The 16,186-nt window shown below is 64.6% G+C and carries 15 protein-coding genes; 13 read left to right on the plus strand and 2 right to left on the minus strand.

Annotated elements, in window-relative coordinates; genetic code table 11:
• The 4 genes from WG899_RS17665 (at window position 1) to WG899_RS17680 (ending at window position 4,427) form a co-directional block, all read left to right on the plus strand.
• The gene (locus tag WG899_RS17665) at window positions 1–1,161 is read left to right on the plus strand and encodes a BMP family ABC transporter substrate-binding protein (RefSeq protein ID WP_339596971.1); all 1,161 of its coding nucleotides are present in this window, start codon (window positions 1–3) and stop codon (window positions 1,159–1,161) included.
• A 57-nt stretch (window positions 1,162–1,218) separates the two neighbouring features.
• Window positions 1,219–2,361, plus strand: coding sequence for an adenosine deaminase (locus WG899_RS17670; protein ID WP_339596972.1), 1,143 nt, complete (start codon window positions 1,219–1,221; stop codon window positions 2,359–2,361).
• Window positions 2,362–2,424: 63 nt separating this feature from the next.
• Complete coding sequence (locus WG899_RS17675) at window positions 2,425–3,327, plus strand: phosphoribosylaminoimidazolesuccinocarboxamide synthase (RefSeq protein WP_339596973.1); 903 nt, start codon at window positions 2,425–2,427, stop codon at window positions 3,325–3,327.
• Window positions 3,324–4,427: a hypothetical protein gene (locus WG899_RS17680; RefSeq protein ID WP_339596974.1), complete on the plus strand. Its 1,104-nt coding sequence runs from the start codon at window positions 3,324–3,326 to the stop codon at window positions 4,425–4,427. The genes WG899_RS17675 and WG899_RS17680 overlap by 4 nt, the downstream gene beginning before the upstream one ends.
• A gap of 39 nt (window positions 4,428–4,466) precedes the next feature.
• On the opposite strand, the gene WG899_RS17685 is transcribed toward WG899_RS17680, so the two are convergent.
• Window positions 4,467–5,426 (minus strand): tetratricopeptide repeat protein, encoded by a 960-nt coding sequence (locus tag WG899_RS17685; RefSeq protein WP_339596975.1) that lies wholly within the window; start codon window positions 5,424–5,426, stop codon window positions 4,467–4,469.
• 120 nt (window positions 5,427–5,546) lie between these two features.
• Between WG899_RS17685 and purE the strand changes: the two genes are divergently transcribed.
• The 9 genes from purE to WG899_RS17730 all read left to right on the plus strand — a co-directional run bounded on the left by purE (window position 5,547) and on the right by WG899_RS17730 (window position 14,933).
• Window positions 5,547–6,044, plus strand: a complete 498-nt coding sequence (gene purE, locus WG899_RS17690) for a 5-(carboxyamino)imidazole ribonucleotide mutase (RefSeq protein ID WP_339596976.1) — start codon at window positions 5,547–5,549, stop codon at window positions 6,042–6,044.
• A complete protein-coding gene (locus tag WG899_RS17695; protein WP_339596977.1) occupies window positions 6,044–7,213 on the plus strand; it encodes a 5-(carboxyamino)imidazole ribonucleotide synthase in 1,170 nt (389 codons plus the stop codon). The genes purE and WG899_RS17695 overlap by 1 nt, the downstream gene beginning before the upstream one ends.
• Before the next feature lie 16 nt (window positions 7,214–7,229).
• Entirely contained in the window at window positions 7,230–8,204 is a 975-nt protein-coding gene (locus WG899_RS17700; protein WP_339596978.1) for an L-threonylcarbamoyladenylate synthase, read from the plus strand.
• Window positions 8,205–8,233: 29 nt separating this feature from the next.
• Complete coding sequence (locus tag WG899_RS17705) at window positions 8,234–9,190, plus strand: esterase (protein ID WP_339596979.1); 957 nt, start codon at window positions 8,234–8,236, stop codon at window positions 9,188–9,190.
• A gap of 120 nt (window positions 9,191–9,310) precedes the next feature.
• Entirely contained in the window at window positions 9,311–10,030 is a 720-nt protein-coding gene (gene tsaB / locus WG899_RS17710; RefSeq protein WP_339596980.1) for a tRNA (adenosine(37)-N6)-threonylcarbamoyltransferase complex dimerization subunit type 1 TsaB, read from the plus strand.
• Entirely contained in the window at window positions 10,027–10,539 is a 513-nt protein-coding gene (gene rimI, locus WG899_RS17715) for a ribosomal protein S18-alanine N-acetyltransferase (protein WP_339596981.1), read from the plus strand. Before tsaB ends, rimI begins: the two co-directional genes overlap by 4 nt.
• A complete protein-coding gene (locus WG899_RS17720; protein ID WP_339596982.1) occupies window positions 10,536–11,456 on the plus strand; it encodes a uracil-DNA glycosylase in 921 nt (306 codons plus the stop codon). Before rimI ends, WG899_RS17720 begins: the two co-directional genes overlap by 4 nt.
• Window positions 11,449–13,812 carry a putative bifunctional diguanylate cyclase/phosphodiesterase gene (locus WG899_RS17725; protein WP_339596983.1) on the plus strand — a complete coding sequence of 788 codons (2,364 nt, stop codon included), beginning with the start codon at window positions 11,449–11,451 and terminating at the stop codon, window positions 13,810–13,812. Before WG899_RS17720 ends, WG899_RS17725 begins: the two co-directional genes overlap by 8 nt.
• An 8-nt stretch (window positions 13,813–13,820) precedes the next feature.
• Window positions 13,821–14,933, plus strand: a complete 1,113-nt coding sequence (locus WG899_RS17730; RefSeq protein WP_339596984.1) for a class I SAM-dependent methyltransferase — start codon at window positions 13,821–13,823, stop codon at window positions 14,931–14,933.
• Here WG899_RS17730 and WG899_RS17735 read toward each other — a convergent pair.
• Window positions 14,919–16,145: a multifunctional CCA addition/repair protein gene (locus WG899_RS17735; RefSeq protein WP_339596985.1), complete on the minus strand. Its 1,227-nt coding sequence runs from the start codon at window positions 16,143–16,145 to the stop codon at window positions 14,919–14,921. The genes WG899_RS17730 and WG899_RS17735 overlap by 15 nt on opposite strands.
• Between the last annotated feature and the right edge of the window lie 41 nt (window positions 16,146–16,186).

The following is a 16,186-nucleotide window of genomic DNA, read 5'->3' on the forward strand; positions in this document are numbered from 1 at the left end:
ATGAACAAGCGACATCTGCTTTTGAAACTGGCTTCTTTGACCGCCGTGGCTGCGGCTGCGGCGCTGGTGGGCTGCGGCAAAAAGACCGAAGAGGCTGCGGCCCCTGCAGCCAGCGCACCAGCCAGTGGCGCTTCGGCCAAGGCCGAGCCGCTGAAGATCGCCTTTGCCTATGTCGGCCCGGTGGGCGATGGTGGCTGGACTTTCGCCCACGACAACGCCCGCAAGGCGGTGGAAAAAGAATTCGGCGACAAGGTCGTCACCAGTTTCGTCGAGAAAGTGCCTGAAGCCGCCGATGCCGAGCGGGTCTTCCGCGACATGGTCAGCACCGGCAACAAGCTGATCTTCGGCACCACCTTTGGCTATGGCGAGTCCATGCTCAAAGTGGCGGCGGATCATGCCGATGTGAAGTTCGAGCACGCCACCGGCTACAAGCAGGCGGCAAATCAGCGCACCTATGACTCGCGCACCTATGAAGGCGCCTATATGGCTGGCGTGATCGCCGGCAAGATGAGCAAGAGTGGCACGCTGGGTGTGGTCGGTTCCATTCCAATCCCTGAGGTGATCCGCAATATCAACAGCTTCACCCTGGGCGCGCAAAGCATCAACCCCAAGGTGGTGGTGAAGGTGGTGTGGGTGAACAAGTGGTTCGATCCCCCACAAGAAACCGAAGCCGCCCAGACGCTGATCAATGGCGGCGCTGACGTGCTGATGCAAAACACCGACTCCAGCGCGGTGCTGCAAACCGCCGAGAAGAACGGCAAGTACGCCTTCGGCTGGGACTCCGACATGACCGCCTATGGCCCCAAGGCCCACCTGGGCTCGGCGGTGATCAACTGGGCGCCGTACTACATCGCCGCGGTGCGTGAAGCGCTGGACGGCAAGTGGGCCGCCGGCCCGGGCAAGCACGCCTGGTGGGGCGTGAAGGAAGGCGCCATCGATATGGTGTCGGTGGCCGAATCGGTGCCTGCCGAGACCCGCGCCCAGATCGACAAGATCAAGGCCGGCCTGAAGGACGGCAGCTTCGCCATCTGGAAGGGTCCCATCGTCGGCCAAGACGGCAAGGAATTGCTGAAGAAGGACGAGGTGGCGGACGATAAATTCCTCTCCGGCATCAATTTCTACGTCAAGGGCGTGGACAGCAAACTGCCCAACGCGAAGTAAGCCTCGGAGGCCTTGCTTGGCAAGCAAGGCCTGACCCCTGTTTGCAAGGGAGCGACGATGGACAACGGTCAAGACAGCTCGGGCGCCCGCCGCTCCACCGGCATCGCCCGATTGGGCAGTGAGGTCGCGTCGATTGATTTCGATGCGATCGCGCGCCCGGCCTTGCTCGACTTGCTGCGCCTTGCTCCTAAGGCCGAGCTGCATGTGCACATCGAAGGCACGCTGGAGCCGGAGTTGATCTTCGCGCTGGCTCAGCGCAACCGGGTCAAGCTGGGTTATCCCACGGTGGAGGCCTTGCGCGCGGCCTACGCCTTCACCGATTTGCAGAGCTTTCTAGACGTCTACTACGCCGGCGCCGGGGTCTTGCTGACCGAAGAGGACTTCTTCGATCTGGCCTGGGCCTATCTGCAGCGGGCGGCGGCCGATGGGGTGGTGCACGCGGAGATTTTCTTTGACCCGCAGACCCACACCAGCCGTGGCGTGCCGATGCAGGCAGTGATCGAGGGCCTGCACCGGGCTTGCGCTCGCGCGCAGGCCGAATTGGGCTTGCGGGCCGTTTTGATCCTGTGCTTTTTGCGGCATCTGAGCGAGAAGGATGCCTTGGCCACGCTGGATGCGGCCCTGCCTTGGCGGGACCGTTTCATCGGCGTGGGGCTGGACAGCGCCGAGCAAGACAACCCACCAGAGCGCTTCGCCCGCGTCTTTGCGCGCGCCCGCGAGTTGGGCTTGCACTGCGTGGCGCATGCCGGTGAGGAAGGGCCGCCCGACTACATCCGTGGCGCGCTCGATACGCTGCGGGCCGAGCGCATCGACCACGGCGTGCGCTGCCTGGAGGATGCGACGCTGCTGCAAAGACTGGCGGCCGAGCGGGTGCCGCTGACCGTGTGCCCGCTGTCGAATCTGAAACTCTGCGTGGTGAAGTCCTTGGCCGAACACCCGCTGCGGGCCTTGCTCGATGCAGGCCTGTGTGCGATGGTCAATTCGGATGACCCGGCCTATTTTGGCGGCTACCTGAATGACAACCTGCTGCGCTGCTTTGAGGCCGATGCCGGCCTGAGCGCACGCCACGCCTGGGCCTTGTTGTGCAATAGCTTTGAGGCCTGCTTTGGGCTCGACGAGGCGCAGCGCCGCGCCCGTTACACGCAGATTGACGCCCTGTTTCAAGCCGCCGCCGCGCCTTCTTCGCCCGCCAAGGCCTGAGATCGCGCTGGTTGGGGCCGGGAATCCCGCCTAAAATCCTGCCTCCTCGTCGGATACCTCGCTATGACCGCTGCACTGCTCAACTCCTCGCTGACCTCCTTGCCCCTGATCGCCCGTGGCAAGGTGCGTGAAAACTATGCCGTTGGTGAGGATCGCATCCTGATGATCGCCAGCGATCGCCTGTCGGCCTTTGACGTCATCATGGGCGAGCCGATTCCGGGCAAGGGCGCGCTGCTGACGCAGATGGCCTTGTTCTGGTTCGACAAGCTGACCGGCATCGTGCCGAATCATCTGACCGGCGATGACCCGCTGTCGGTCGTCAGCACGGCCGATGAGAAGGCCCAGGTCAAGGATCGCTCGATGCTGGTCAAGCGCCTGAAGCCCTTGCCCGTTGAGGCCGTGGTGCGCGGCTATCTGGCCGGCAGCGGCTGGGCCGAGTACAAGAACAATGGCCAGGTCTGCGGCGTGCAGTTGCCGGCCGGCCTGCAAAACGCCTCCAAGCTGCCCGAGCCCATCTTCACCCCGGCCACCAAGGCCGAGATGGGTGACCACGACGAGAACATCTCCTTTGACCGCATGGTCGACATCATCGGCCTGGATCTGGCGACTCGTGTGCGCGACATCTCGATCCAGCTCTACAAGCGCGCCGCCGATTTCGCCCTGACCAAGGGCATCATCATCGCCGACACCAAGTTCGAGTTCGGCCTCGATGCCGATGGCACGCTGACGCTGATGGACGAGGTGCTGACGCCCGACTCCTCGCGCTACTGGCCGGTGGAAAGCTATGCCGTCGGCATCAACCCGCCCAGCTATGACAAGCAATTCGTGCGCGACTGGCTGGAGCAAGCCCTGGTGGACGGCAAGCCCTGGGGCAAGACCGCACCGGCGCCGGCTCTGCCGGACTCGGTGATTGCCAACACCGCAGCCAAGTATCGGGAAGCTCTGCAGCGCCTGACCCAGGCATGAGCATCAAAAGCCGTCTGCTGAAGCGGCTGGATGCCGATATTGCGGCGGCTTCTGCACTGACCCATCAGGCGGTGCTCAAGGTTAAAAGAGCCTTGCTGATCGCCCGCCATGGGCAAATGAGCAAGGCGCGTGAGCAGCTGACGGCCTTGCATCTGCAGTCCTTCCAGCATCCTCACCCGGAGTTGGGCGCCTGGCTGCACTTTGCCGAGGGCCTGATGAGTTACTACACCGACTTCAGCAGCGCGGCCAAGGAGAAGATCTCGCACGCGCGACTGATGGCCTCCGGCGCCGGTCTGGCTGAGTTGGATGCCCTGTGTTCGGCCTGGTTGGCGCAGCTGGCCTATGTCAGACATGAGCCCGAGGCCATGCTGAGCCATGCCCTGGCATGCGATCAGATCGCCCTTGCGAATGACCATGGTGCCCGTTATCGCTTGTGTACGGTGATGGGTTTGGCCCATGACTTTGCGGCCCAGCATGAGCTCGCGCGCGGCTGGTATGCCAAGGCGCGCGCGCATGCGCAGGCCGAAGGCGACGATGCCTCGGTGTCGGCGCTGATGTACAACATGGCCGAGATGCGCGCCGCCCAACTGCGCCGCGAGGCCGTCTGGTCCGACTCAACGGGACAGGGGCAGGGCTTGTTGCTCGGGGCCGATTCGATCACCCACTACGACGCCGCCGTCGGCGGCTCGGTCAAACCGGATTTGACGCCGGTTTTGCGGGCTCAGATCCTGGTTGTGGAGGGGGAGTTCGCGCAGGCGCTGGCCTTGTACGAGGCGCACCTGCCGCAGACGGTGTCGGCCGGTTTGGCCCGCTTGGGCAGCAGCTTGCTGGCCGATATGGCCTGGTGCCGCAGCAAGCTCGGGCAGACCGAGCCAGCGCTCTTGCAGGCGCAAGAGGCCGAGTTGGAGTTGCAAGAGCAGTGCGATGTGGACGACCGGGCCATCTCGCACAGCCGCTTGGCCCAGGTTTACCACCTGCTGGGTCATGCCGACAAGGCGGACCAGCATGCGACACAGGCCCAGGCGCTGTGGCAGCAGTTCCGCGCCGAGCAGGCGCAGTGGGCGCAGGCCTTGCAGCAAGCCGCCTTGCGGCCCGTCTGAATGCGCTCAGGGCGTGAGCCCTGAGCTTCGCTGTCGACCTTAGTTCAAGGCCATGCTGAGCTTGCGGCGGTACTGGTCCAGCAGCGGGTCGCGCGCCACGGCTACCGCCTGACCGGCCAACTCCAAAGCACCCTTGGCCTTCGCTTCGGTCGCCGCCGGCTTGGGCGCAGGCTTGCTCAGCAATTCCAAGATGGCCACATAGGTTTTGCGGGCCAGTTCTTGGTTCCACGTTTTGTCGCGCATGATGATTTCCAGCAGCGCGTCCATGGCATCGGTGAAACGTTGCTCCGCCATCAGGCCCTGGGCGAGAGCGAAGCGGGCGTCGAAGTCGCGCTTATTGGCCTCGATGGCCGCTTGCAAGGCGGGCGCATCAATACCGGCCGCCGCTCTCTCGCAAGCAGCTAACCAGTGCGCCAGTGCGGCAAAACGTGCATGCGGGGTGATGGTGTCGGCCGCCTTGGCGGCCACCGGTGCAAAAGCCTCTTGGGCCTCGCCGAGCAGACCCAGCTCCAGCAAGGCCTTCACATAGTCAAAGCGGGCGACCTCGTTGGCGGGGTCGCTTTCCAGTGCTTGTTGCAGCTTGCCCAGGGCAGTTTCCAGATCGCCATCGGCCAGCAGCGCTTCCGCTTCGGCCACGTCTTCCTGGGCCGCTAAGACCTCACCGGGCGGCACATGTTTGTCCAGAAACTCGCGGATCTGCGCTTCCGGCACCGCGCCGACGAAACCGTCGACCGGCTGACCGCCGACAAACATCACGCAAAACGGGATGCTGCGCACGCCAAACATCTGGCTCAGCTGGGTGGCGATCTCGGGCACTTCGTCGCTATTGAGCTTGGCCAGGGTGAAGCGGCCGGCGTAGGCTTCTTCCAGCTTTTCCAGCATCGGGCCCAGGGTGCGGCAGGGGCCGCACCAGGGCGCCCAGATGTCCAGCAACACCGGCTGCTGCATGGAGCCGGTGATGAGTTCAGATTCGAAGTTTTGTAGCGTGATGTCGATCATGGCGAGCCGAACTTTGGGGTCAACGGAGGGTGAGCAGGGGCAGATGGCCCTGGCCGCCTACAATTCAAGGCTTTCCAGCCTTTGACGAAGCGAGCCGTGCAGATTCTGCCGGGCACCTCCATGAAGACAGCAACTCCCCTGATTGGCGTGGTGATGGGTTCCAGCAGTGACTGGGAAACCATGAAGCACGCCGCCGACATTCTCGCCGAGTTCGGCATCGCCTATGAGACCCAGGTGGTGTCGGCCCACCGCATGCCGGACGATATGTTCGCCTATGCGGAAAGCGCGGCCGGTCGTGGCCTGCAGGCCATCATCGCGGGTGCAGGCGGCGCCGCGCATCTGCCGGGCATGCTGGCCGCTAAAACAGTGGTGCCGGTGCTGGGTGTACCGGTGGCCAGCCGTCATCTGCAAGGTGTGGATTCGCTGCACTCCATCGTCCAGATGCCCAAGGGCATTCCGGTCGCCACCTTCGCCATCGGCACGGCCGGCGCCGGCAATGCGGCGCTGTTCGCCGTGGCCATGCTGGCCAATCACGACGCCGCTCTGCGCGACAAGCTGCAAGCCTTCCGCGCCCGCCAAACCGAAGTGGCGCGGGCCATGAGCAAGGATCTGGTCTGATGGCCGGCAAGACCTTGCTGCCGGGCGAAGCCACGCTGGGCGTGATGGGTGGCGGCCAACTCGGCCGCATGTTTGTCCATGCCGCCCAAAGTCTGGGCTACCGCACCGTGGTGCTGGACCCCGATGCCGACAGCCCGGCCGGCCTAGTGGCCCATGGCCATGTGCAAAGCGGCTATCTGGACGAAGCCGGCCTGCAAGCGCTGAGCGCGCAGTGCGAGGCAATTACCACCGAATTTGAAAACGTGCCGGCCCAGGCGCTGGAGCGTTTGGCGCAAAGCCGTGTGGTCGCGCCGGCCGGTTCGGCCGTGGCCATCTGCCAAGACCGCGCCGCCGAGAAGGCGCATTTCGCCGCCAGCGGCGTGGCTTGCGCGCCCTATGCGGTGATCAATAGCGAGGCGGCCCTGCAGGCCGTCGGCGATGACCTGCTGCCTGGCATTTTGAAAACCACCCGCATGGGCTATGACGGCAAAGGCCAAGTGCGTGTGCGTAGCCGTGCCGAGTTGGCAGCGGCCTGGGCCGAGTTGAAACAGGTCGACTGCGTGCTCGAGCAAATGCTGCCGCTGGCGCTGGAGTTGTCGGTCATCAGCGCCCGCAATGCCCAGGGCGAGATCGTGCAGTTCCCGGTGCAGCAAAACCTGCATATCGACGGCATTTTGGCCGTCACCCAGGTGCCAGCGCCGGCAGTGTCTGAGGCTTTGCAGGCCGAAGCCCAGGCCTCGGCCGCCCGCATCGCCGCCTCGATGAACTACGTCGGCGTGCTCTGTGTCGAGTTCTTTGTGCTGCAAGACGGCCGCTTGATCGTCAATGAGATGGCTCCGCGCCCGCACAACTCGGGGCATTACACAATGAATGCCTGCGACGTGTCGCAGTTTGATCTGCAGGTGCGCGCCATGGCTGGCCTGCCGCTGCGTCAGCCTCGTCTGCATTCACCGACCGTGATGTTGAACCTGCTGGGTGACTTGTGGTTTGACGCCCAAGGCGTCGAGCGCATACCGCCTTGGGACGAGGTCTTGGCCCTGGCGGGCACGCATTTGCATCTGTACGGCAAGAGCAGCGCCCGCGTCGGCCGCAAGATGGGCCATCTGAACATCACTGCTGCCACGGCCGAGCAGGCCGAGGCCCTGGCACGCCAAGCGGCGGCCCTGCTGGGTCTGCCGACCGCGTGGTGAGCAGAAGGTTCTGACCATGCTTTTGAACGGCAACGATCCTCAGGCCATCGCCACGGCCGCGCGCGCCTTGGCCGCCGGTGAATTGGTGGCCTTGCCGACCGAGACGGTCTACGGCCTGGGTGCCCGTGCCGATGATGACGCTGCCGTGGCCAAGATCTTCGCGGCCAAGGGTCGGCCAGCCGATCACCCTTTGATCGTGCATGTGCTGGACGCGGAGGACGCAGCCTACTTTGCGGCCGAGTTGCCTGAGGTGGCTCGGCGCTTGATGACGGCTTTCTGGCCGGGTCCGCTGACGGTGATCGTGCCGCGCGCCGACGGTATTGCTGCGGCGTCCGCCGGAGGCCAGTCCAGCATCGGCCTGCGTTGCCCGGCGCACCCTGTCGCCCGCGCCTTGCTGGCAGCGGCTCGGCAACAAGGGGTGCGCGGCGTCGCGGCGCCGAGTGCGAACCGTTTTGGCCGCGTCAGCCCGACTCAGGCTGCGCATGTGGTGGACGAGTTTGATGCCGCTTTGCTGGTCTTGGACGGCGGCGACTGCGAGGTGGGCATCGAGTCCAGCATCGTTGATTGCAGCCGGGGTCAGGCCGTGCTGCTGCGGCCCGGCGTGTTGACGGTGGCGCAGATTGAGGCCGCCATCGGCACGCCTTTGCTGGCGCCCGATGCGGCCGCGCCGCGGGCCTCCGGTACCTTGGCGGCCCACTATGCGCCGCATGCGACGGTGCGTTTATTGAGCACCGAACAGCTGCTCGCGGCGCTGGCCGGCCCGAGACCCGAGGGGCTGGCGGTATATTGCCGCACCGAGGGCCTCGGTTTGCCGGCCTTGTCGCGGGCCATGCCGGTGGATGCCTTGGCGGCCGCGCAGCAGTTGTTTACGGTGCTGCGTGAGTTGGATGCGGCGGGCGCGCGCGAGATTTGGGTCGAGTCGCCGCCCGCGGCGAGCGAGTGGGACGGTGTCAGGGATCGCCTGTCGCGTGCCGCCGCAGCTTTTGAATGATGGTGCGAGTTTTCTGGGATGGAGTGTTCATGAAGCGTATTCAGCGTGGCGCAGGTCGCTATGGCCGGGTTTTGATGGTGTCTTTGGCCTTTGGCGCTGTGTTGGCCGGCTGCGGCGGTGGGACTCAGCAGATTGAGCCCTTTGCCCCAACTCGCATGATCAGTTTTGGTGATGAGTCCAGCGTCATCAACACGGACGGTAAGAAGCACTCGATCAATGCTTTGAATACCACCACCGGTGCTCTGGAATGCCAGAACAACCCGAACTGGAATCAGTATTTGGCGGCGAGCTATCGCTTGGTGTTTGCCGAGTGCAACCCCGACAAAGTGGCCTCGCCAAGCAACCTCATGTATGCCAAAGCGGGCGCCAAGGTTGCCGATTTCAAGAAGCAAATCGACGCGCACCAGGCCGGCGGCACGATCGGCCCCAAGGATCTGTTGACGGTGCTGGTCGGCGCCAATGATTTGTGGGCGCTGTACGCCAAGTTCCCTGCGCAGTCACAAGATTCTCTGATGGCTGAAGCGCGCGCCTTGGGCGTGGAATTGGGTCGCCAAGTCAATCGCCTGGCCGATGCCAATGGCCGGACGATCTTGCTGACGGTGCCCGATCTGGGCCTGAGCCCCAAGGCCTTGGCGGATGACAAGCTCAACGCCGGCCGGGCCAAAGTACTCAGCGACTTGACCCATGCTTTCAATATCGAGATGCGCATCACCATCCTCAACGATGGTCGATTCATCGGCTTGGTGGACACCGAGGTCGAAACCCAAAAATGGGTCAGGTTTCAGCAATTTGGCAATTGGGCCGATGCGGCTTGTCTGCCCACCGTGGCGGCCACTGACTGCACGCCCAAGACTTTGACCACGGCTGCCACTGCAAGCGATGCCTGGAAGAACTATATGTGGGCAACCGATAGCTTGCTCAGCCCGGCTGCGCAGAATCAACTCGGCATCATGGCTTACAGCCGGGTGTACAACAACCCGTTCTGATTTGTCAGTCGGCGCGAGCCCTCATCTCGCTCAGCCCGGTCGCCCAGCGGCCGGGCTTTTTCATCTGTGTTCAGCGCGTGCCGAAAGCCGCTGAACTGCCCCCAAAGCTACACTTCGCCGATGACCGTATTGCTGGCCCTGGATAGCTCGACCGAAACAATGGCCTTGGCCCTGACAAGCCCGGCGGGCCGCTGGCTGTTCGAGGCCGAAGGCGGGCCGCAGGCATCGTCGCGCCTGGTGCCGGAGGCGCTGGCCTTGCTGGCTCAAGCGGGCTTGAAGCTGGCGGACGTGGATGCGATTGCCTTTGGCAGTGGACCGGGTGCTTTTACCGGCCTGCGAGCGGCTTGCGCCGTGGTGCAGGGCCTGGCATTTGGCGCCGGCAAACCGGTGCTGGCGGTCGACAGCTTGATGTTGGTGGCCGAGGATGCGCGCCAACAAGCGGGATCAGACTTCGAGGGGCTGATGTGGGTGGCGATGGATGCCCGCATGGGTGAGATTTACGCCGCCGCCTACCGCTGGGCGGCCGGGCAATGGCAGACCGAGCAAGCCCCCGCGCTCTACACACCCGAGGCCTTGTTGGCGCATTGGGGCCAGCCGTCCGCCGTTTGCGGTTCGGCCTTGGCCGTGTTTGCCGAGCAGTTGCAGCCGCAGGCCACGGAGCGCCGAACCTGGCCGCGCAGCCAATCGCGAGCCGCGGCCTTGGCGGCGTTGGCCGCGCAGCGCTGGGCGGCTGGTGCGCTGCTCGATGCGGCCGAAGCCATGCCGGTGTACGTGCGCGACAAGGTGGCGCAAACCACCGCCGAACGATTGGCACTCAAGCAGCAGGCGACTGCACCATGAGCGCATTGCTGAACGCCCCGTTCGAGCGGCCCGGTGCAGCGGCGCGCTTGCATCCGATGAGGGCCGCCGATCTCGCCGAGGTGCTGGCCATCGAGCGCGCCGTCTATGCCTTGCCGTGGACGGAGGGCAATTTCATTGACTCGATGGCGGCCGGTTACCAGGCCTTCGTGCTGCGCCAAGCGCCTTCCCTGCGCGATACCCGTACGCCCTTGCTGGGCTACTTTCTCGCGATGAAGGGCTTCGAGGAAATGCATCTCTTGAACATTTCCGTGGCCGCTGAATGTCAGGGCCAGGGATTGGCGCGTCAGATGTTGGATGCCTTGTGCCGCATCTGCGCTGAGCAGGCCTGTCCGCAACTGTGGCTGGAGGTGCGGGTGAGCAATCAGCGCGCCCGGCATGTCTATAAACAATACGGTTTCTCCGAGGTCGGCCTGCGGCGTGGCTACTACCCGGTCCTACAGGGGCCGCGCGAGGACGCCTGCTTGATGAGTCTGGCGGTGCCGCTGTGAGCTGGGACGAACGTCAACGCGGCATGCTCGCGGCGATGGGCTTGCGCGTCTGGGAGCGGCCTGTCGGAGAGTCTGCGCTTTTGGAGTCGTCGCTCGATCAAGCGGCGCTGACCACCGCCGTTGAGGCTGCCCCGGCGACGCCCGTCATGGCCGCGCATGAGGACTCGAATGAGCACATGGCGCACGCCGCGAATAGCGCGGACAGCCCGAGCCCGGTGAGTGTGGTGCAAGCCCTGCCACCCGAGTTACGTCGAGCTTCGACGGCGCCTGCACCTGCGACTGCGCCGCAGATGCAAGAGGGCCTTGATGCTGAACGGCTGCCGGCCATCGCGGCGATGGATTGGCTGACTTTGCGCCACAGCGTCGGCGACTGCCGCGCCTGCATGCTGTGCGAAGGTCGGCGTGCCGCCAGCGATGCCGTGTTCGGCCGTGGCCAGCCGCAAGCGCCTTGGTTGGTGGTCGGCGATGCGCCGGGTGAGCAAGAAGTTGGCGAGGGTCAGCCCTTTGGTGGCCAAGCCGGGCAGCTATTGGGCAATATGCTGCGGGCGGTGGGTCTGGATCCGGCCGAGTCGGCCGGGCAGGTGGCCATCGTCAACGCGCTGAAGTGCCGGCCCACGCCCGGACGCAACCCCGGCGCCCATGAGTTGCTGCAATGTGAACCCTATCTGCAGCGCCAGATCGAGCTGGTGCAGCCGCGCGTGATTCTGGCCTTGGGGCGTATGGCGGTGCAGTCCTTGTTGCATACGCAAGAGGCGCTGGGGCGTTTGCGCGGACGAGTTCACCGCTATCAACAGATTCCGGTCATCGTCAGTTTCCCGCCCAGCTATTTGCTGCGCAATCCGGCCGAAAAGGCGCGCGCCTGGGCGGATCTCTGCCTGGCTCGGCAAAGCCTGCAGGATCGGGGCGCGCATGAGTAACGAGCTTGTCAGTGTGACCCCGGCCTTCGATTGGCAGTTGTTGCCCGCGGCGCTGGCTCTGCTCGATCGGCAAGGGCGGGTGTTGCAGGCCAATCCTGCTTGGTGCGGCTTGGGCTTGGGCGAGGTGGGTGCGAGCTTTGCCGCCGAACCCATGGCACCGGCGCTCGTGCAAGCCTTGCTTCAAGCGGCTGATTTTGAGTTGACGCTGTCCGCTCCACGCGCTGGGCGCCTGTGTGGGCGCTGGGACGCCAAGGCCTCGGCCCATGTGTGCATGTGGCAGCCTCTTGCTGCGCCGCAGGCGACCGAACAGCTGCGCATGGTGGCCGACAATATGCCGGCCTTGATTGCGCTTTACGACGCGCACAGTTTTCGTTGCTTGTTTGCTAACCGCGAGTATGCGCAGACCTTTGGCTTTGACGAGCGTTCGGTGCTGGGCTTGACCTTCGGTGAAGTGATTGGCCCCGAGGCGACTGCGCTGATACAGCCTCAGATCGACTTGGTGCTGCAGCGCCGTCAAGTGGTGCGGTATGAACGAGAGTTGGTGGATGCGCAGGGCAACAAGCGCTGCAGCCAAATCACGCTGACGCCGCAAATGGACTCCGCAGGTCAGCCGGCGGCTTGCTTGGTGCAGATTGCCGATGTCACGCAGCTGCGTCTGGCGCATCAGGCCGCTCAAGACACCGAAACGCGCATGGAGAAATTCATGCAGGCGTCGGCGGAGGGCATTCTGTTCCACAAGGACGGTGCCATCACCGATGCCAATCCGCCCATGTGCGCCTTGGTGGGCTATCAGCTGAATGAGATATTGGGGCGTCAGGCCTTGGACTTTGTGGCCGAGTCTGAACGTAGCAAGGTGCGCGCGGTGATGGAGGCGGGCCGGGAACTGCGTTACGAAACCGCGGTGTTGCACAGGGACGGCAGCGTCATACCGGTTGAGTTCATCGTACGCACGCTGGAGCGTGGCGGCGAACGACTGCGCATGACCATCGTGCGCGACATCCGCGACCGGGTCGCCGCACAGGCTCGCATCGAGCATCTGGCTCATCACGACGATTTGACGGGGCTGCTCAACCGCAGTGCCTTCATCGAGCAAGCGGCCAGCCTGATGCAGGCAGCCGCACAACAAGAGCGCAAGCTGGCGCTGCTCTTCATCGACCTTGATAACTTCAAACGGGTCAATGATTCGCTCGGCCATATGGAGGGCGACAAGGTCCTGATAACGGTGGCCGAGCGCATCAGCGATTGCCTGCGCTCCACCGATCTGGTGGCTCGCTTTGGCGGCGATGAGTTCGTCGTGCTGCTCGGCGATGTGTATGAGCGCAGCGATGTGATGGCGGTGCTGATGGCCCTGCTCGCCGTGGTGGAAGTACCGGTGATGGCGGATGGCTGCTTGTTGACGGTCACGCCCTCGATTGGCGTGAGCCTGTACCCCGAGCATGGAGGCCGGGTTGAGGAATTGATGCAGCATGCCGACATGGCGATGTACCAGGCCAAGGCGGCCGGGCGCGCGGGCTTCCGCTTCTACGAACCCTCCTTGGCTGAACATGCTTACGCCGATCTGGTGCTCGAAAGCCAGCTCGCCCAGGCTCTCGAACGCGACGAGTTTGTGCTGTTCTTCCAGCCGCAGGTCGACGCTCAAAGCGGCGCCTTGATCGGAGCCGAGGCCTTGCTGCGTTGGCAGCATCCGCAGCGCGGGCTGTTGGGCCCTGACGCTTTCATCGACGTGGCCGAACGCCACCGCTTGATGCTGGACCTGGGCGCTTGGGTGATGCGGGCCTCGGCCCTGCAGGCGCGCGCCTGGCATCAGCACGGCATTGCGCAGGTACCGATCGCCGTCAACCTGTCGCGCATGCAGTTCAGGTTGGAAGGCTTTGGCGATATGGTGGCCCGGGTCTTGAAGGACTTGGGCGTGCCGGGCGCATGGCTGGAGTTGGAGTTGACCGAGCGCATGCTGATGGACGAGATCGCCAGCGCACCTCTGACCTTGGCGGCGCTGCGCGCATTGGGGCTGACCGTGTCGGTCGACGATTTCGGCACTGGCTACACCTCGCTGGCCCATTTGAATCGATTGCCGCTGGACAAGCTCAAGATCGACCAAAGCTTTGTGGCCGGCCTGCCCGCGGACAGCGGTTCGGCCGCGATCACGCGCGCCATCATCCAGATGGCGGCCGGCCTGGGCCTCAAGGTCAGCGCCGAAGGGGTGCGGACCGAAGCGCAGCGCGCCTTGCTGACGCAATGGGGTTGCGGCGGGCTGCAGGGTGAGTTGATCGGCGAGCCGATGTCGGCCCTTGCGTTTGAGCATTGGCTGGCGCAGCGTGGCGCGTGGCCGCAAGAAATCCGGCCAGAGTTGGAATGACAGTTGCAATGAATGACGATGCCGTGCCGGCCCGCTCGGCCTTGGATGACTTGGTGCGACGCCGCATCGCCGAGGCCGGCGGCTGCCTGGGTTTTGACCAGTTCATGGCGCTGGCGCTGTACGCGCCTGGCCTGGGTTACTACAGCAATCAGCGGCAGAAATTCGGGCTGATGCCGCAAAGCGGCTCCGACTTTGTCACCGCCCCGGAACTGTCGCCCTTGTTTGGCCGTGCGTTGGCTGTGCAGCTTGAGCAGGCCTTGGCGGCGACGCAGACCGATGTGCTGTGGGAGTTTGGTGCCGGCACCGGCGCGCTGGCGGCGCAGTTGCTGGCCGCGCTGGGTGAGCGGATCAGCCGCTACTGCATCGTCGATTTGTCTGGGTCCTTGCGTCAGCGGCAGGCCGAGCGTCTGGCGCCTTGGGCCGACAAGGTCGAGTGGCTGGACGCCTTGCCCGAGCGTTTCGAAGGCGTCGTCGTTGGCAATGAGGTGCTCGATGCGATGCCGGTGCAGCTGCTCAGTTTCGATGGCCAGACTTGGTCCGAGCGTGGTGTGGCCTTGGGGCCGGACGATCAGTTGTGCTTCGCTGATCGGCCGACCGAGTTGCGGCCGCCCTTGCAGTCCGCGACTGAGTCCGCCCTGTTCCCGCCGGGCACGGTCACCGAGACGCATGCGCAGGCCGAGGCCTTTGTTCGCACGTTGGCGGCGCGCTTGCAGCGCGGCGCGATCTTTCTGATCGACTACGGCTTCCCCGAGGCCGAGTACTACCACCCGCAGCGCAGTGGCGGCACGCTGATGTGCCACCATTTGCACAAGGCCGACCCTGATCCCTTGCTCCTGCTGGGGCAGAAGGACATCACCGCGCACGTCAACTTCACCGGCATCGCCCTGGCCGGGCAGGACGCGGGCTTGCAGGTGCTGGGTTACACCAGCCAGGCCAATTTCCTGCTGAACTGCGGCTTGGCCAGCATGTTGACGCAGGCCGGCGTGGCCGAACGCGCGATGGCCCACAAGCTGATCGCCGAACATGAGATGGGCGAGTTGTTCAAGGTCATCGGCTTCGCTGCCGGTGATAGCTTCGACGCTCTTGGCTTCGCCCGCGGCGACCGTTCACACACCTTGTAAAGCTTGCAGGGCCGCCAAGCGGGCGGCCTGCACTGCGCGGCCGATGGCCGGCCCGGTCTTGCCCTCGGCCAAGGCCGCCGCGCTGACCGCGGCCAAGTCGATCGCCAGCAAGGTTCGCAGATCCTCCAGCAACAACTGCCGTTGTGGGTAGGGGCGATCTTCAAGGCCGAGGCGCCCGCGTGCATCGCATTCGCAAGCCCACAGCAATTGCTCGAAACGCTCGGGGCGCCTCCAGGCGTCGCAGCGCTCCAGCAAACGCAAGCGAGCCTCCGGGCCAAATCCTTGGCTTTGATGCACATGGGTATGTTCGCGAGCCACCAGCTCGGCCAGTTCGCGGCAGTCGGTGGGGACGCGCCAGCGCTCGCTGAGTTGTTTGACCAAGGGCAGGCCGCGGCTTTCGTGGCCAATATGGCGTGGCAGGACGTCGGCGGGCGTCAGCCCCTTGCCCAGGTCGTGGCACAGGCAGGCGAAGCGAACCGGCAGCGGGGCGCCCTGGGCCGCGCATTGATCCAGCACCATCAGCAGGTGGATCCCGGTGTCAATTTCGGGATGATGGGCCTCGGGCTGCGGCACCCCGAACAATCGCTCGACGGCCGGCGCCAGCCTGGCCAAGGCGCCGCAATCGCGCAGCACCTCAATCATTCGTGAAGGGCGGGCCTCCATCAGGCCGCGCGCAAACTCTTGCCAGACGCGCTCGGCCACCAGTGCATCGACTTCGCCGGCGGCCACCATCTCGCGCATCAAGGCTATCGTCTCCGACGCGACGCTGAAGTCCGCGAAGCGCGCCGCAAAGCGTGCCAGACGCAGAATGCGCACGGGGTCTTCGGCAAATGCCGGCGACACATGGCGCAAGACCTTGGCCTGCAAATCGCGTTGGCCACCGTAGGGGTCGGTGATCGCCCCATGCTCGTCTTGCGCCATGGCATTGATGGTCAGGTCGCGGCGAGCCAGGTCTTGCTCCAGCGTCACATCCGGCGAGGCCTGAAAGTCAAAGCCATGGTAGCCCGGCGCGGTCTTGCGCTCGGTGCGAGCCAAGGCGTATTCCTCGTGGGTGCGAGGATGCAAAAAAACGGGGAAGTCGCGGCCCACCGGTGTGAACCCGGCGCTTTGCATGGCCGCGGGGTCTGCGCCGACCACTACCCAGTCGCGGTCCTTGACGGTGATGCCGAGCAAGGCATCGCGCACCGCACCGCCAACTAAAAATTGTTCCATTGAAGGCAAAAAGTAGAAAAAACTTGAAATTCAAGGGCCAA

Origin of the sequence: Paucibacter hankyongi (genome assembly GCF_037482915.1) — a bacterium.
GTDB lineage: Bacteria > Pseudomonadota > Gammaproteobacteria > Burkholderiales > Burkholderiaceae_C > Paucibacter_A > Paucibacter_A hankyongi.

Excerpts from the sequence above, each read along its gene's own strand:
- WG899_RS17665 (WP_339596971.1), top strand. The coding sequence starts at position 1 with ATGAACAAGCGACATCTGCTTTTGAAACTGGCTTCTTTGACCGCCGTG.
- WG899_RS17705 (WP_339596979.1), top strand. The coding sequence starts at position 8,234 with ATGAAGCGTATTCAGCGTGGCGCAGGTCGCTATGGCCGGGTTTTGATG.
- WG899_RS17670 (WP_339596972.1), top strand. The coding sequence starts at position 1,219 with ATGGACAACGGTCAAGACAGCTCGGGCGCCCGCCGCTCCACCGGCATC.
- WG899_RS17730 (WP_339596984.1), top strand. The coding sequence starts at position 13,821 with ATGAATGACGATGCCGTGCCGGCCCGCTCGGCCTTGGATGACTTGGTG.
- rimI (WP_339596981.1), top strand. The coding sequence starts at position 10,027 with ATGAGCGCATTGCTGAACGCCCCGTTCGAGCGGCCCGGTGCAGCGGCG.
- WG899_RS17700 (WP_339596978.1), top strand. The coding sequence starts at position 7,230 with ATGCTTTTGAACGGCAACGATCCTCAGGCCATCGCCACGGCCGCGCGC.
- tsaB (WP_339596980.1), top strand. The coding sequence starts at position 9,311 with ATGACCGTATTGCTGGCCCTGGATAGCTCGACCGAAACAATGGCCTTG.
- purE (WP_339596976.1), top strand. The coding sequence starts at position 5,547 with ATGAAGACAGCAACTCCCCTGATTGGCGTGGTGATGGGTTCCAGCAGT.
- WG899_RS17685 (WP_339596975.1), bottom strand. The coding sequence starts at position 5,426 with ATGATCGACATCACGCTACAAAACTTCGAATCTGAACTCATCACCGGC.
- WG899_RS17680 (WP_339596974.1), top strand. The coding sequence starts at position 3,324 with ATGAGCATCAAAAGCCGTCTGCTGAAGCGGCTGGATGCCGATATTGCG.
- WG899_RS17675 (WP_339596973.1), top strand. The coding sequence starts at position 2,425 with ATGACCGCTGCACTGCTCAACTCCTCGCTGACCTCCTTGCCCCTGATC.
- WG899_RS17725 (WP_339596983.1), top strand. The coding sequence starts at position 11,449 with ATGAGTAACGAGCTTGTCAGTGTGACCCCGGCCTTCGATTGGCAGTTG.
- WG899_RS17695 (WP_339596977.1), top strand. The coding sequence starts at position 6,044 with ATGGCCGGCAAGACCTTGCTGCCGGGCGAAGCCACGCTGGGCGTGATG.
- WG899_RS17735 (WP_339596985.1), bottom strand. The coding sequence starts at position 16,145 with ATGGAACAATTTTTAGTTGGCGGTGCGGTGCGCGATGCCTTGCTCGGC.